Origin of the sequence: Brachymonas sp. J145 (genome assembly GCF_036312245.1) — a bacterium.
GTDB classification, from domain to species: domain Bacteria; phylum Pseudomonadota; class Gammaproteobacteria; order Burkholderiales; family Burkholderiaceae_C; genus Brachymonas; species Brachymonas wangyanguii.
This window is the reverse complement of sequence record NZ_JAZDCI010000002.1, coordinates 118,254-133,282: the sequence shown is the minus strand read 5'-3', so window position 1 is coordinate 133,282 and position 15,029 is coordinate 118,254. Positions and strand designations below refer to the sequence as shown.

Sequence of the window (15,029 nt, the reverse complement as noted above, 5' to 3'; positions counted from 1 at the left end):
GAACGGGGGCTTGTGCGGCACAATCCCGCCATGTCCTCTTCCCCCCGTTCTTCTTCCGGCGCTGCAGCCGAGGCTGCGGCCTTCGCGCAACGCGGCGCCTGCGCCATCGCCAGTACGCCGGTGGCATCTCCCTGTATCAATATCTGCCAGATCGACGAGCGCAGCGGCCTGTGCCGCGGCTGCCGTCGCACGCTCGATGAAATCCAGGCCTGGTCGCTGTACGATGACGAGGAGCGCCGTGCGCTCTGGCAGCTGCTGCTGCAGCGCGGCCAATCCTGATCATTCACGGAGACCCGACCATGCTGCCCGTCATCCACTTCTATTTCGATTTCGTCTCGCCCTATGCCTGCCTGGCTTTCCATCAGCTTCCCAAGGTACTCGATGGCCTGGCCTACCAGGTGCGCTATCGCCCGGTGCTGCTGGGTGGCCTGCTGAAGGCGCATGGCACGCCGGCGCCGGTCGACATGCCGCAGCGCATGGCCTGGTCGCGCCAGCACACGCGCTGGCTGGCAGAGCAGGCGGGGCTGCCGTTTGACTGGCCGGTGCAGCACCCGTTTGCACCGTTTCCCTGGCTGCGCATGGCGCTCGCCGCCAGCCCGCAAGGCGAGCCCGGTCGTCAGGTCTGCGGCGCGCTGTTCGATAGCATCTGGCGCGCTGGTGCAGTGGCGGATGATGCCGCGCTGCAACAGCAGGCCTGGCAGCAGCTGACCGGGTTGCTGCCCGAGGTACGCGATCCGGCCAGCCCGGAAGTCAAGGCGCAGCTGATCGCCAACGGCGAGGAGGCCTTGTCGCATGGCGTCTGGGGCGTGCCCACGCTGGTGCTGATGCCGGAAGAGGAGGGCGGCGCCGCCGAGCTGTTCTGGGGTCTGGAAAGCCTGCCGCTGCTGCGCGAGGCGGTGCAGGCGCGCCAGCCCGGAGCCGCTGGCGCATGAAAGCCCTGCTGCAGCGCGTGAGCCAGGCCAGCGTCACGGTGGAGGGGCAAGTCACCGGCGAGATCGGCCGTGGCCTGCTGGTGCTGCTGTGTGCCGAACCGCAGGACGATGAGGCGGTGGCAGACCGGTTGCTGGCCAAGATCCTCAAGCTGCGCATCTTTGCCGACGAGGCCGGCAAGATGAACCGCAGCGTGCAGGATGTGCAGGGCGGCCTGTTGCTGGTAAGCCAGTTCACGCTGGCCGCCGATTGTAGCGGCGGCAACCGGCCCAGTTTTACCGCTGCCGCGCCTGCTGCGCAGGGGCAGGCGCTGTTCGACTACAGCGTGCAACGTGCCAGAGCCCTGCATGCGCAGGTGGCTACCGGCATCTTCGGTGCCGACATGCAGGTGGCACTGGTCAACGATGGCCCGGTGACGATCTGGCTCGAGATGCATTGACATCGTGGTCAAAAGGCCTCACGAACAGCGCGGCCCTGGCCGCGTTTTTCATGTCTGTTGCTGTCATATGACAAAGTCGCACTAGGGTAAACCCTGCGTGACGCTGACGTCAACTGTCGGTATAAAACCGTACTTTGTCACACCAACAACAATTGGACACCTTTATGGCCATTGAACGCGCATATGGTGCCGAGCATCCCTTCTGGAAAGCCGGCCCTTTCAAGATCCGACTCCCCTTCATCCACTACCGCTGGGAATTCCCGGAAATGGTGCAGGGCCTGTTCATGTTCGTCGTCAGCCTGGGCATGATCCCGCTGCTGACCAAGTACCTGGGCATGCCGTATGAAGCCGCCCTGGCCGGCTGTGTCATCGCCGGTATCGGCTACCTGCTGCCGGCCCTGATGGGCGTGCCGCTGGTACCTGGCTGGATCACTCCGGCGATTCCGGTGGTGCTGCTGTACCTGCAGAACTTTGAGCCCGGACCGGAGGCGGTGCGCGCCATGTTCGCGCTGCAGCTGGAAGTATTCATCATCTTCCTGTTCCTGGGACTGACCGGCTTGGGCGACAAGCTGGTCAAGCTGATCCCGAACTCGCTCAAGGCCGGCATCATCATCGGTGCCGGTATTGCAGCCATGATGGGTGAGCTGAAAGTGGGCGGCCGTATCGACGCTACGCCGATCTCGCTGCTGATCGGCTGTATCGTGTCGGCCTACATCCTGTTCTCGCTGTCGTTCAAGCACATTGTCGAGAACAACCGCTTTGCCAAGATGATCTCCAACTTCGGCATGATCCCCGGCATGTTCATCGCCATGATCATCGGCTGGATCGTGGGCGAGTACCCGCTGCCCGAGATCGAGTGGGGCATTACCCAGCCCGACTTTGGTCTGCTGATGAACTTCCTGGTGTTCAACAGCGACATCGGCATGCCGAGCGCCGACATGTTCCTGCTGGCGATTCCGACTGCCATCATCGCCTACGTGATCGCCTTTGGTGACATCCTGGTCGGCTTTGCCCTGTGCAAGCGCGCGGATCACCAGCGCACGGACGAGGTGATCGAGCTGAACGTGACGCGTGTCCACCTGGTGACAGCGCTGCGCAATGGCCTGCATGCCCTGCTGGCACCCTGGCCCGGTCTGGCCGGTCCGCTGTGGACGGCGGCGCATGCCACGCTGGCTGAGCGCTATGCGCTGGGTCGCAAGTCCATGGACTCGATCTATTCCGGTGGTGGTACCTTCTGGATCACCGGCCTGATCGCCGTGTTCATGTTGCCGCTGGTGAGCGTGTTCAAGCCGGTGCTGCCGATTGCACTGTCGCTGACGCTGGTGCTGACGGCCTATATCTGCATCATGGTGGGCATGGAAGAGCTGAAGAACTCGGCCGAGCGTGGCGTCGCCGGCATCGTGGCCGTGACCCTGGCCATGCCCGATGCCAAGGCGACTGTGTACGCGGTGGTGATCGGCCTGGTGCTGTACTGGCTGATCGAGCGCCCGAACGCGGCCCAGCGCAAGAAGGACGGCCTGAGCATGCTGGCTGACGACACCGCTTCCATTGAGGCAGCAGACGAACACGGCATGCCGGTCAAAAAGCAGAACGGCCAATAAGCTGACTGCCCAGTAATCGCTGCAACCGGAGCTGGCGCAAGCCGCTCCGGTTTTTTTGTGTCCGCCCGCAGCGCCGATAATCAGCCCATGGCAGAGATCACTTCCTACCGCACGCTGGCAGCGCCGGCACAGGCCGAATTCAAGGACAAGGGCAGCCGCTTCCTGGCCTATGGCTGGCCGATCCAGTCCGAGGCCGACATCAGGCCGCTGCTGGATCAGCTGCGCGCCGACCATCCGAAGGCGGTGCACTGGTGCTACGCCTGGCGGCTGGGTGCCGATGGCGCACGCTACCGCGCCAATGACGATGGCGAGCCTTCCGGCAGCGCCGGCCGGCCGATCCTGGGCCAGATCGATTCCGCCGGTCTGACGCAGGTGCTGGTGGTCGTGGTGCGCTACTTTGGTGGCACGCTGCTGGGTGTGCCGGGCCTGATCCAGGCCTACAAGAGCGTCACCGCCGATGCGCTGGCGGGTGCCAGCATCCATGAGCAGGAGGTGCGGGCGCTGTACCGCCTGCAATGCGGCTACCCGGTGCTGAGCGACGCCTTGCGCATCGCGCGCCAGCACCAGGCCGAGGTGCTGCAGCAGGAGCTGCTGGAAGACTGCGTGCTGACGCTGGCGGTGCCGCTGGCGCAGCGCGATGCCTGCCTGGCAGCATGGGCGCAGACGCGGCAGATGGACGTCACGCCGCTGGAATGACAACGGCCCGCCAGGGGCGGGCCGTCGAGGCAGTGGTCATGCGGCTATGTATATTGCAGCCGCATGCAGGTCCATCAGTGCTCGACCTGGCTCACGTCACGCACGGCACCGGTATCGGCGCTGGTGGCCATGGCAGCGTAGGCGCGCAGCGCGGCCGACACCACGCGTTCGCGCTTGACCGGGCGCCAGGCCTTGCCTTTGCCCTTGGCGTTCATGGCGGCGCGGCGCTCGGCCAGTACCGCGTCGGATACCGCCAGGTGGATGCTGCGATTCGGGATATCGATCTCGATGGCGTCACCTTCTTCCACCAGGCCGATGGCGCCGCCTTCGGCTGCTTCGGGTGAGGCGTGGCCGATGGACAGGCCGGAGGTGCCGCCGGAGAAACGGCCATCGGTCAGCAGGGCGCAGGCGGCGCCCAGGTGCTTGGATTTCAGGTAGCTGGTCGGGTAGAGCATTTCCTGCATGCCGGGGCCGCCCTTGGGGCCTTCGTAGCGGATCACCACCACATCGCCGGCCACCACCTGGTCACCCAGGATGGCTTCCACCGCCTCGTCCTGGCTCTCGAACACGCGGGCACGGCCGGTGAACTTCCAGATGCTTTCATCGACACCGGCGGTCTTGACCACGCAGCCGCGCTCGGCCAGGTTGCCGAACAGCACCGCCAGGCCGCCTTCCAGCGAGTAGGCGTGTTCCTTGCTGCGGATGCAGCCATTGGCGCGGTCGGTATCCAGGCGCGGGTAGAGGCGGCTCTGGCTGAAGGCCTGCGTGGTGCGCACGCCGCCCGGAGCGGCCAGGAAGCGCTGGTGTGCCGGGCTGCCCTCGGCATTCACCATCACGTCCCACTGCTGCAGCGCATCCTTCAGCGTCGGCGCGTGCACGGTGCTGACATCGGTCTGCAGCAGGCCGGCGCGGTCCAGTTCGCCCAGGATGGCCATCACGCCACCGGCGCGGTGCACGTCTTCCATGTGGTACTGCTGTGTGGCCGGTGCCACCTTGCACAGGCAGGGCACCTTGCGGCTGAGCTGGTCGATATCGGCCATCTTGAAGTCCACGCCGGCTTCGGTCGCAGCAGCCAGCAGGTGCAGGATGGTGTTGGTGCTGCCACCCATCGCAATGTCCAGGCTCATGGCGTTCTCGAACGCTGCCTTGCTGGCGATGTTGCGCGGTAGCACGCTGGTATCGTCCTGCTCGTAGTAGCGGCGTGCCAGGTCCACGATGGTGCGGCCGGCTTCCAGGAACAGTTCCTTGCGCAGCGCGTGCGTGGCCAGCAGCGAACCGTTGCCGGGCAGCGACAGGCCAAGGGCCTCGGTCAGGCAGTTCATGGAGTTGGCGGTGAACATGCCGGAACAGGAGCCGCAGGTCGGGCAGGCGCTGCGCTCGACCTGGGCCACGGCCTCGTCGGAGACGCTGTCGTCACCGGCCTCGATCATGGCGTCGATCAGATCCAGCTTGCGCTCGACCTGGTTGCCGTTGGCAATCGCGATCACCTTGCCGGCTTCCATCGGGCCACCGGAAACGAAGATGGTCGGGATGTTCAGGCGCATGGCGGCCATCAGCATGCCGGGGGTGATCTTGTCGCAGTTGCTGATGCAGACCAGCGCGTCGGCGCAGTGCGCGTTGACCATGTATTCCACGCTGTCGGCGATCAGGTCGCGGCTGGGCAGGCTGTACAGCATGCCGCTGTGGCCCATGGCGATACCGTCGTCTACCGCGATGGTGTTGAACTCCTTGGCGATGCCGCCTGCGGCCTCGATCTCGCGCGCCACCAGCTGGCCCATGTCATGCAGGTGCACGTGGCCCGGCACGAACTGGGTGAAGGAGTTGGCAATGGCGATGATCGGCTTGCCGAAGTCGTCATCGGTCATGCCGGTGGCGCGCCACAGGGCGCGGGCACCGGCCATGTTGCGGCCATGGGTGGAGGTCTTGGAGCGGTAGTTGGGCACGGCAAATTCCTTGTAAACAGTGCATGGCATGCAGCGGCCATGGCATGGAATGAGATTATGCCAAAACCCCTTTCTCGACGGGCAGTGCGATGCACGGGGTCCGGAAAGGACATTGGCTGGCTCGATTCATGGAATACCCTTGTTGACAATGGTAGAATTTTTTCAAGGATAAAAAAGGAGTGTTGACGATGGGAATGGACGTAAATAGCCTGTATCAGAAAAAAAAGGTGTCGGCCGAAACAGCTGCTGCGCTGGTGAAGTCGGGAGACAAGGTTTTCATGGGGGAGTTTGTGCAGAACGTCGAGGCGTTCGATGCAGCACTGGCCTTGCGCAAGAACGAGTTGCGCGACGTGATTCTGGTCACGACCACCCGCGTCAAGCCCCTGAAGTGTGTGGAAGCTGATCCGGCCAGGGAATCGTTCATCTGGAATGACTGGCACTTTTCCGGTCTGGCGCGCAAATGCGCCGAAAAAGGCCTGGCCAGTTATATTCCATTCGCCTACCACCAGGGTCCGGAGGCCGTGCGCCTCTATGAAGCGCCTGCAGTGGCAGTCGCCCAGGTGGCTCCCATGGATGCGAATGGCTTTTTCAACTTTTCCACCAGCTGTTCCATGACGCCGGATTATCTGCGCAAGGCGGGCAAGGTCGTGGTGGAGGTGAATACCAGCGTACCGCGTTGCCTCGGCGGACGCGATGAAGGCATTCATATTTCCCAAGTGGACATGGTGATCGAAGGCCCGAACACCGCCCTGGTGCAGCTGCCTGAAACCCAGGCCAGCGATGCAGACAAGAGCATCGCCAACTATGTGATGGAGCTGCTGGAAGACGGCGCCACCATCCAGCTCGGGATTGGCGCGCTGCCCAACACGGTGGGTGCACTGATCGCCCAGAGTGACCTCAAGGATCTGGGCGTGCACACCGAGATGCTGGCCGACTCCTATGTGGACATGTACGAAGCCGGCCGCATCACCGGCCGCAACAAGGGCATCGACAAGGGCAAGATGGTCTATACCTTTGCCATGGGCTCGCAGAAGCTGTACGACTTCCTGGATAACAACCCGGCGGCGGCGATCTATCCGGTGGATTACACCAACGACCCCTGTGTCATTGGCCGCAACCCCAAGGTCATGGCGATCAACAACGCCATTGAAGTGGACCTGTTCTCGCAGGTGTCCAGCGAGTCTTCCGGCGTTCGCCAGATTTCCGGCACCGGCGGCCAGCTCGACTTCATCATGGGTGCCTTCAACTCCGAAGGCGGCAAGGGCCTGATCTGCATCAGCTCGACCTTCCGCCAGAAGGATGGCACGCTGGCGTCGCGCATCGTGCCGACCCTGTCGCCCGGATCCATCGTGACTTGCCCGCGTTCGCTGGTGCATTACGTGGTGACCGAGTACGGTTACGCCCAGATGAAGGGCAAGTCCACCTGGGAGCGTGCCGAGGCCCTGATCAACATCGCCCATCCGGATTTCCGCGAGCAGCTGATCAAGGATGCCGAAGCCATGGGCATCTGGCGTCGTTCCAACAAGCTCGCCTGAGGCCGGTAACGGCTCCTGCAGCCAGCCACGTCTGCCCCGTTCCGGGCAGGCGTGGCTTTTTTGCGATGGCACGGTCCATTGCCTGGGCGGATCGGCAGTCCTGTGCAATTTGCATAGTAGGATGATTACTTGTCCAGTACACAAGAAATATGAGGAGCCAGAATGTCATTCCAGACGCAGTACCAAGAGAAACGCCTGTCTGCCGCCGATGCCGTGGGCGTCGTGCAGAACGGTGACACCATCGTGGTGCCCACCGGTGTTGGCGAGCCGCCCGCACTGCTGAACGCACTGTCCGAGCAGCGCCGCAGCTACCAGGACGTCAAGGTTTCCCAGATCCTGTCGGTGCGCAAGTTCGGCTATTTCGATCCCGAAACCGTACAGCACGTCCGCCCCAAGCCGTACTTCCTGAGCGCTACCTCGCGCACCAGTACCGATGAGGGCTGGGGCGACTTCATCCCGAGCTATTTCTCCGAAATGCCAGACCTGATCGACCGTGGCCTGATGCCGGCTGACGTGGTGTTCGCATTGGTGTCGCCGATGGACGCGCACGGCTACTTCTCCCTGAGCCTGGGCCCGGACTACACCATGGCGGCCATCAGGAAGGCGCGCGCCGTGGTGCTGGAAGTCAACCCGAACGTGCCGTATGCCTTCGGCAACAACCAGATCCACATCTCCCAGGTGGCGGCACTGGTCGAGGACGACACCCCGATCCTGGAAGTCGGCCTGCCCAAGATCGGTCCGGTGCAACAGGCGATCGGCAAGTACGTGGCCGACATGATCAACGATGGCGATACGCTGCAGATCGGCTACGGTGCCATTCCCGATGCCGTGGTGATGCAGCTGACCGACAAGCGCGACCTCGGCATCCACACCGAGATGATCGGTGACGGCATCATGACCCTGGTCGAGGCCGGCAGCGTGACCAACCGCCGCAAGAACTACATGCCGGGCAAGATGGTGGCCACCTTTGCACTGGGCTCCAAGAAGCTGTACCAGTTCATGGACCGCAACCCGATGCTGGAAATGCATCCAGTAGACCTCACCAACGATCCCTACCTGGCCGGCCAGAACGACAACCTGATCGCCATCAACGGCACCATGCAGATCGACTTCATCGGCCAGTGCGGCTCCGAGTCGCAGGGTGCGCGTGCCTACTCCGGTACCGGTGGCCAGACCGACTTCGTGCGTTCCGCCAACCGTTCCAAGGGCGGCAAGGCCTTCATCGTCACGCCGTCCACCGCCAAGGATGACACCATCTCCCGCATCGTGCCGACGCTGACCGCCGGTACCCATGTCACCACCGGCAAGAACGACGTCAACTACGTGGTGACCGAGTACGGCGTGGCGCAGCTGCGCGGCAAGAGTGCCAAGGAGCGTGCCAAGGCGCTGATCAGCATCGCGCACCCCAAGTTCCGCGACCAGCTGACCGAAGACGCGAAGAAGATGAAGCTGCTGTAAGCAGCGCAAACCGGCCTGCCGCAAGGCGGGTCTGGTTGATACAGGCAGATGCCGCACCCGGTGCGCATCTGCCTTTTTTGTGCTTGCGCAAGGGCCGGATGGCGCGGAGTGCCGATAATGGCCGACAACGAAAAAGAACAGGGAGGCCGGGATGGCACTGACAACAGGCTTGATGTTTCTGGCGGCCAGCGTCACTTGCAGCGTGGCGGTCGGCGCGCTGATCAAGGCCGGGCGCTCGCGCGGACTGGACGTGCGCCAGGCGATTTTCATGAACTACATCGTGGCCTCGCTGCTGTGCCTGGGCCTGCTGCGGCCGGATCTGGGCAAGCTGTTGTCACCGGGGCAGCCGGTCCTGTTCTTCCTGGCGCTGGGTGTGCTGCTGCCGACCATCTTCCTGGCGCTGGCACGCTCGGTACAGACCGCCGGCATCGTGCGTACCGATGCGGCGCAGCGCCTGTCGCTGGTGATTCCGCTGCTGGCAGCGTTTGCCCTGTTTGGCGAGGCGCTCACCAGCCAGAAGCTGCTGGGCATGGGGCTGGCATTCGGCGCGCTGATCTGCCTGCTGTGGAAGCCGGCAGGCCGTTCAAGTCACTACGCGGCAGATGGCAGCAGCTGGCTGTGGCCGCTGCTGGTGCTGCTCGGCTATGGCGTGATCGATATCCTGTTCAAGCAGATGGCGCGCGCCGGCGCGGCGTTCTCGGGCGGCCTGCTGGCGGTGTTCGTGCTGGCCGGCCTGCTGATGCTGCTCTACCTGCTGCTGGTGCGCGTGCGCTGGGGCGGATCGCACCTGCTGACCGGCGTGCTGCTGGGTGCGCTCAACTTTGCCAATATCTACACCTATATCCGCGCGCACCAGAGCTTGCCGGGCAACCCCTCGCTGGTGTTTTCGGCGATGAACATGGGCGTGATCGTGCTCGGCACGCTGGTCGGGGCGCTGGTGTTCCGCGAACGCCTGAGCAAGCTCAACCTGCTGGGCGTACTGCTGGCGCTGGGGGCGATTGCCGCGCTGATGCCGCGTTGATGTCGCGCAGAGACAGGGACGGCGAACAGCCTCAGTCCGGGATCGGCTGGTAGGGATTATCCACGCCCAGGCCGTGCAGGATGCGGATTTCCTCCGCCTCCATGGCGTCGGCGTCCTCGTCGCTGGTTTCATGGTCCCAGCCCTGGGCGTGCAGCGCGCCATGCACCAGCAGGTGCGTGTAGTGCTCGGCCAGCGGCTTGCCCAGTTCAGCGGCTTCGCGCTCGACTACCGGCGCGCACAGCACCAGATCGGCGGCAACGAAGGGTGCCTCGCTATAGGCAAAGGTCAGCACATTGGTGGCGTAGTCCTTCTGGCGGTAGCCATGGTTCAGCTGCTGGCCTTCGGCGCTGTCCACGATGCGCACCGTGATCTCGGCCTGTTCCACGTCCTGCTCCAGCGCGTGGCGCAGGCTGCGCTGCACGCGGTGGCGCGTGAGCACGGCGCGGTGGCGCTGCTTTTGCTCGGCATCGTCAAAATCGCCAAACTGCAGCGACAGGCTCAAGGGGGGCAGGGCGCGGCTCATGCGGGATCCTGGTCACGGCGGCTGCTGGTGCCTGCCGCATCGTAGGCATCGACAATGCGCGCCACCAGCGGATGGCGCACCACGTCGGCGGAGGTGAAGTGCACATGGGCAATGCCCTGCACGCGGCGCAGCACGCGCTCGGCATCGATCAGGCCGCTGGTCTGGCCGCGCGGCAGGTCGATCTGGCTGATGTCGCCGTTGACCACCGCCTTGCTGCCAAAGCCGATGCGGGTCAGGAACATCTTCATCTGCTCCGGCGTGGTGTTCTGCGCCTCGTCCAGGATGACGAAGGCATTGTTGAGCGTGCGGCCGCGCATGAAGGCCAGCGGCGCGACTTCCAGGGCGTTGCGCTCGAAGGCCTTCTGCACGCGCTCATAGCCCATCAGCTCGTGCAGCGCGTCGTACAGCGGACGCAGATAGGGATCGACCTTCTGGATCATGTCGCCAGGCAGGAAGCCGAGGCGCTCGCCGGCCTCGACCGCCGGGCGCGTCAGCACGATGCGCTGCACGCTCCCGCGTTCCAGCGCATCCACCGCGCAGGCCACGGCCAGATAGGTCTTGCCGGTACCGGCCGGGCCGATACCGAAGGTGATGTCATTGGCGGCGATGGATTGCAGGTAGACGCCTTGCGTTGCCGTGCGTGCGCGCAGGTCGGTGCGGCGCGTGCTCAGCTGCGTGTCTTCGAGCGTGCCCAGGTCGGATGGATCGCCCACCAGCATCAGCTGCACCATGGCCGGCGTGATCGGGCGCGCGGCCTGCTCGTACAGCGCCTGCAGGACTTCCATGGCGCGCTCGGCCTTGGCCTTGTGGCCATCGATCTTGAATTGCTCGTGGCGGTGCGCGATCTTGACATCCAGCGCGCGCTCGATGCTGCGCAGATGCTCATCCAGCGGGCCGCACAGGTGGGCCAGCCGGGTGTTATTGGGCGGGGTAAAGGAATGTCGAAGGATCACGCGGATAATCAGGGGAAAAGTTTTACACGTTATGCAAAAGAAGGATACCCCATGATAGGCAGGCTGAGCGGCACGCTTCTGGAAAAAACACCCCCGCAGGTGCTGGTGGATTGCCACGGTGTCGGCTACGAGGTGGATGTGCCGATGAGCACCTTCTACCACCTGCCGGCGGTCGGCCAGCCGGTGACGCTGCTGACGCACTTCGTCGTGCGCGAAGATGCCCAGCTGCTTTACGGTTTTGCTACCGCCGAGGAGCGCAGCACGTTTCGCCAGCTGCTGCGCATTACCGGAGTCGGAGCACGTACCGCGCTGTCGATCCTGTCCGGCATGAATGTGGCGGATCTGGCGCAGGCGGTATCGCAGCAGGAAAGTGCGCGCCTGATCAAGGTTCCGGGCATCGGCAAGAAGACCGCCGAGCGCCTGCTGCTGGAGCTCAAGGGCAAGATCGGCGCCGACCTGCCGCTGGTGCCCGGTGCCGCCGTGGCGCAGAACGAACAGCAGAGTGACATCCTGCAGGCGCTGATCGCGCTGGGCTATAGCGAGCGTGAGGCCACGGCGGCGGTCAAGAAGCTGCCGGCTGACGTCGGCGTGAGCGACGGCATCAAGCTGGCGCTCAAGGCGCTGGCCTGAGCAGGCGATGCAGTCTGACCGGATAATGCAGCCATGGCGATACTGACTGACAACCTGAGTTCCAACCCCGCACCACAGCCGGCGCGCAGCATGGTGTCGGCTGCTCCCGCCACGCCGGGCGAGGAGGTGCAGGAGCGTGCCCTGCGTCCCAAGCTGCTGGACGAGTACGTTGGCCAGGAGAAGGCGCGCGAGCAGCTGGAAATCTTCATCGGCGCGGCGCGCAAGCGTGGCGAGGCGCTGGATCACGTGCTGCTGTTTGGCCCGCCCGGCCTTGGCAAGACCACGCTGTCGCACATCATCGCGCACGAGCTGGGCGTAGGCATGCACCAGACCAGCGGCCCGGTGCTGGAAAAGCCCAAGGATCTGGCGGCGCTGCTGACCAATCTGGAACCCAATGATGTGCTGTTCATCGACGAGATTCACCGCCTGACGCCGGTGGTCGAGGAAATCCTCTACCCGGCGCTGGAGGACTACCAGATCGACATCATGATCGGCGAAGGCCCGGCGGCGCGATCGATCAAGCTCGACCTGCAACCGTTCACGCTGGTGGGTGCCACCACACGCGCCGGCATGCTGACCAACCCGCTGCGTGACCGCTTCGGCATCGTCTCGCGGCTGGAGTTCTACACCGCGGAAGAACTGACGCGCATCGTGCGCCGCAGTGCCGGCCTGCTCGGCGCGCCGATCGACGCAGACGGCGCCTTCGAGATTGCGCGCCGCAGCCGGGGTACGCCGCGCATTGCCAACCGCCTGCTGCGCCGCGTGCGCGACTATGCCGATGTCAAGGGCGATGGCCGCATCACGCTGGCGATGGCGCAGGGCGCGCTGTCCATGCTCGATGTCGATCCGCAGGGCTTTGACCTGATGGACCGCAAGCTGCTGGAGGCGGTGGTGCACCGCTTTGATGGCGGCCCGGTCGGGCTGGACAATATCGCCGCCAGCATCGGCGAGGAAAGCGACACCATCGAGGACGTGATCGAGCCCTACCTGATCCAGCAGGGCTTTCTGCAGCGCACGCCGCGCGGCCGCATCGCCACCATGGCGGCCTACCGCCATCTGGGCGTGACGCCATCGCAGGGCAAGCAGGGCCTGTTTGACGACGCTGGCTGAATCTGCATGACTGATCCCGCAAGCAGAAGGCCCCTGCATGTTGCCATGCAGGGGCCTTGTTGTTCACTTGTGCCGCTGCGGCCGGAGCCGCAGGGCAGGCGTGACGATCAGTGGTTGGAGGCCGTCGCGGCACCGAAACCGGTCTGTGCACGCACGTACTGGTCTTCGAAGGCCGCGATTTCGTCCTTGGCACGGACGCTGCTGTCCGTCTTGGAGAAGATGTAGGCCAGCAGGAAGGCCACCGGCATGGCGAACAGGGCCGGCTGCGTGTACGGGAACAGCGGGCTGGCGTTGCCCAGCACGTCCACCCAGACCGACTTGGACAGCACCACGAACAGCACCGCAGACACCAGGCCGCCGTAGCCGCCCCACAGCGCGCCGCGCGTGGTCAGGCCCTTCCAGTACATGGACAGGATCAGCACCGGGAAGTTGGCAGCCGCTGCCACGCCGAAGGCCAGACCCACCATGAAGGCAACGTTCTGCTTCTCGAACAGGATGCCCAGGATGATGGCCAGGAAGCCCAGGCCGACAGTGGCGAACTTGGACACGCGCAGCTCGGACGCTTCGGAAGCCTTGCCCTTCATGATCACGCGGGCGTACAGGTCGTGCGAGATGGCGGAAGCACCAGCCAGTGCCAGACCGGCCACCACGGCCAGGATGGTGGCGAAGGCTACGGCCGCCATGAAGCCCAGCAGCATGTTGCCGCCCACGGCCTTGGCCAGGTGCATGGCGACCATGTTGCCACCGCCGATCAGCTTGCCGGAGATGTCACCGCCTTCGAAGAAGGACGGGTTCTGACCGACGATGATGATGGAGCACAGGCCCATGATGAAGATCACGTTGAAGAAGTAGGCCACGATGCCGGAGGCGTACAGCACCGACTTGCGTGCTTCCTTGGCGTCGGTCACGGTGAAGAAGCGCATCAGGATGTGCGGCAGGCCGGCGGTACCGAACATCAGGCCCAGGCCCAGCGAGATCGCGGTGACCGGATCGGCCAGCAGGCTGCCCGGGTACATCAGCTTGTCACCCAGCTTGTGCACGTTCATGGCGCTGGAGACCAGATCGGTATAGGAGAAGCCGAACTGGCTGAAGGCCAGCAGCATCACCAGCGTGCCGCCGAACAGCAGCATGCCGGCCTTGATGATCTGCACCCAGGTGGTGGCGGTCATGCCGCCAAAGGTCACGTACACCATCATCAGGATGCCGACGGCAAAGATGGCGATGTTGTAGTCCAGGCCGAACAGCAGCTTGATCAGCTGGCCGGCACCGACCATCTGCGCGATCAGGTAGAAGCAGACCACGGTCAGCGAAGACACGGCTGCCATGGTGCGGATCTTGCCCTGGTCGAGGCGATAGGCGGTGATGTCCGAGAAGGTGAAGCGGCCCAGGTTGCGCAGGCGCTCGGCCATCAGGAACAGGATGATCGGCCAGCCGGCAAAGAAGGCCATCATGTAGATGTAGCCATCGTAGCCGGAGGTGTACAGCATGGCGGTCAGGCCCAGCAGCGTGGCGGCCGACATGTAGTCGCCGGCAATCGCCATGCCGTTCTGGAAACCGGTAATGCCGCCACCGGCGGTATAGAAATCGGCAGCCGACTTGTTGCGACGCGATGCCCACCAGGTGATGCACATGGTCATCGCCACGAACAGCATGAACATGAAGATGGCATGCCAGTTGGTCGGCTGTTTCTGGATTTCACCGGTCAGGCCGGGCTTGTTGGCCAGCGCCAGGGCAGGGGCGGCCGTCAGGGCGAGCACGCTCAGGCGTGCGGAGAGCTGGCGCAGCATTATTTGATTCCTTTCTGGGCGTCGCGGATGATTTCCTGGTTCAGGGCATCGAATTCGGTGTTGGCACGGCGCACATACAGCGCCGTCAGCACCCAGAACAGGATGAACATGCACAGCTCGATGACCACGCCCACGGTGTAGCGTGAGCCTTCGGCGAGCGGCTGGCCCAGTGCCTCGGGGCGGAATGCCACCAGCAGCACGAAACCGTAAAACAGCACCAGCACGATGGCGGCCAGCGTCCAGGCGAAGCGGCTGCGTTTCTGCACCAGCTCCTGGAATTTGGGATGCGAGCGCATCCGTTGGTAGAGTTCACTGCTCATCAGGTTCTCCTTGGTTACATATAAATCGCGTCGTTGCTGGCCGGGAGTATAGGCTTCAAATATGCGCTAACTGTGCACTGCAG

At 64.1% G+C, this 15,029-nt stretch carries 15 protein-coding genes; 10 read left to right on the top strand and 5 right to left on the bottom strand.

Annotation, left to right across the window (positions count from 1 at the left end; all coding sequences use genetic code 11):
* Positions 1–30: 30 nt before the first annotated feature.
* The 5 genes from V1261_RS02930 to V1261_RS02910 all read left to right on the top strand — a co-directional run bounded on the left by V1261_RS02930 (position 31) and on the right by V1261_RS02910 (position 3,666).
* Positions 31–279 (top strand): DUF1289 domain-containing protein, encoded by a 249-nt coding sequence (locus V1261_RS02930; RefSeq protein ID WP_329769943.1) that lies wholly within the window; start codon positions 31–33, stop codon positions 277–279.
* A gap of 20 nt (positions 280–299) precedes the next feature.
* On the top strand, positions 300–932 hold the full coding sequence (locus V1261_RS02925) for a DsbA family protein (RefSeq protein WP_329769942.1): 633 nt from the start codon (positions 300–302) through the stop codon (positions 930–932).
* Complete coding sequence (gene dtd, locus V1261_RS02920; RefSeq protein WP_329769941.1) at positions 929–1,369, top strand: D-aminoacyl-tRNA deacylase; 441 nt, start codon at positions 929–931, stop codon at positions 1,367–1,369. The genes V1261_RS02925 and dtd overlap by 4 nt, the downstream gene beginning before the upstream one ends.
* 164 nt (positions 1,370–1,533) lie before the next feature.
* On the top strand, positions 1,534–2,970 hold the full coding sequence (locus tag V1261_RS02915) for a solute carrier family 23 protein (protein WP_329769940.1): 1,437 nt from the start codon (positions 1,534–1,536) through the stop codon (positions 2,968–2,970).
* Positions 2,971–3,057: 87 nt separating this feature from the next.
* On the top strand, positions 3,058–3,666 hold the full coding sequence (locus V1261_RS02910) for an IMPACT family protein (RefSeq protein ID WP_329769939.1): 609 nt from the start codon (positions 3,058–3,060) through the stop codon (positions 3,664–3,666).
* A 74-nt stretch (positions 3,667–3,740) separates the two neighbouring features.
* Here the strand turns inward: V1261_RS02910 and ilvD are convergent, their stop codons facing one another.
* Positions 3,741–5,609, bottom strand: a complete 1,869-nt coding sequence (gene ilvD / locus V1261_RS02905) for a dihydroxy-acid dehydratase (RefSeq protein ID WP_329769938.1) — start codon at positions 5,607–5,609, stop codon at positions 3,741–3,743.
* Positions 5,610–5,797: 188 nt separating this feature from the next.
* On the opposite strand from ilvD, the gene V1261_RS02900 reads away from it, so the two are divergent.
* The 3 genes from V1261_RS02900 to V1261_RS02890 all read left to right on the top strand — a co-directional run bounded on the left by V1261_RS02900 (position 5,798) and on the right by V1261_RS02890 (position 9,623).
* The gene (locus V1261_RS02900) at positions 5,798–7,144 is read left to right on the top strand and encodes an acetyl-CoA hydrolase/transferase family protein (RefSeq protein WP_329769937.1); all 1,347 of its coding nucleotides are present in this window, start codon (positions 5,798–5,800) and stop codon (positions 7,142–7,144) included.
* Between the two features lie 162 nt (positions 7,145–7,306).
* Positions 7,307–8,602, top strand: coding sequence for an acetyl-CoA hydrolase/transferase family protein (locus tag V1261_RS02895; protein WP_329769936.1), 1,296 nt, complete (start codon positions 7,307–7,309; stop codon positions 8,600–8,602).
* Between the two features lie 157 nt (positions 8,603–8,759).
* The gene (locus V1261_RS02890) at positions 8,760–9,623 is read left to right on the top strand and encodes an EamA family transporter (RefSeq protein ID WP_329770121.1); all 864 of its coding nucleotides are present in this window, start codon (positions 8,760–8,762) and stop codon (positions 9,621–9,623) included.
* A 31-nt stretch (positions 9,624–9,654) separates the two neighbouring features.
* On the opposite strand, the gene ybeY is transcribed toward V1261_RS02890, so the two are convergent.
* Both ybeY and V1261_RS02880 read right to left on the bottom strand, forming a co-directional pair.
* Entirely contained in the window at positions 9,655–10,146 is a 492-nt protein-coding gene (gene ybeY, locus V1261_RS02885; protein WP_329769935.1) for an rRNA maturation RNase YbeY, read from the bottom strand.
* Positions 10,143–11,108: a PhoH family protein gene (locus V1261_RS02880; RefSeq protein ID WP_329770120.1), complete on the bottom strand. Its 966-nt coding sequence runs from the start codon at positions 11,106–11,108 to the stop codon at positions 10,143–10,145. The genes ybeY and V1261_RS02880 overlap by 4 nt, the downstream gene beginning before the upstream one ends.
* A 42-nt stretch (positions 11,109–11,150) precedes the next feature.
* On the opposite strand from V1261_RS02880, the gene ruvA reads away from it, so the two are divergent.
* Both ruvA and ruvB read left to right on the top strand, forming a co-directional pair.
* Complete coding sequence (ruvA, locus tag V1261_RS02875) at positions 11,151–11,729, top strand: Holliday junction branch migration protein RuvA (protein ID WP_329769934.1); 579 nt, start codon at positions 11,151–11,153, stop codon at positions 11,727–11,729.
* 33 nt (positions 11,730–11,762) lie between these two features.
* Positions 11,763–12,839 carry a Holliday junction branch migration DNA helicase RuvB gene (gene ruvB, locus V1261_RS02870; RefSeq protein WP_329769933.1) on the top strand — a complete coding sequence of 359 codons (1,077 nt, stop codon included), beginning with the start codon at positions 11,763–11,765 and terminating at the stop codon, positions 12,837–12,839.
* A 107-nt stretch (positions 12,840–12,946) separates the two neighbouring features.
* Here ruvB and V1261_RS02865 read toward each other — a convergent pair whose 3' ends face one another.
* Both V1261_RS02865 and V1261_RS02860 read right to left on the bottom strand, forming a co-directional pair.
* Positions 12,947–14,626 (bottom strand): cation acetate symporter, encoded by a 1,680-nt coding sequence (locus V1261_RS02865; protein ID WP_329769932.1) that lies wholly within the window; start codon positions 14,624–14,626, stop codon positions 12,947–12,949.
* Positions 14,626–14,946 (bottom strand): DUF485 domain-containing protein, encoded by a 321-nt coding sequence (locus V1261_RS02860; protein ID WP_329769931.1) that lies wholly within the window; start codon positions 14,944–14,946, stop codon positions 14,626–14,628. Before V1261_RS02860 ends, V1261_RS02865 begins: the two co-directional genes overlap by 1 nt.
* Positions 14,947–15,029: the final 83 nt, after the last annotated feature.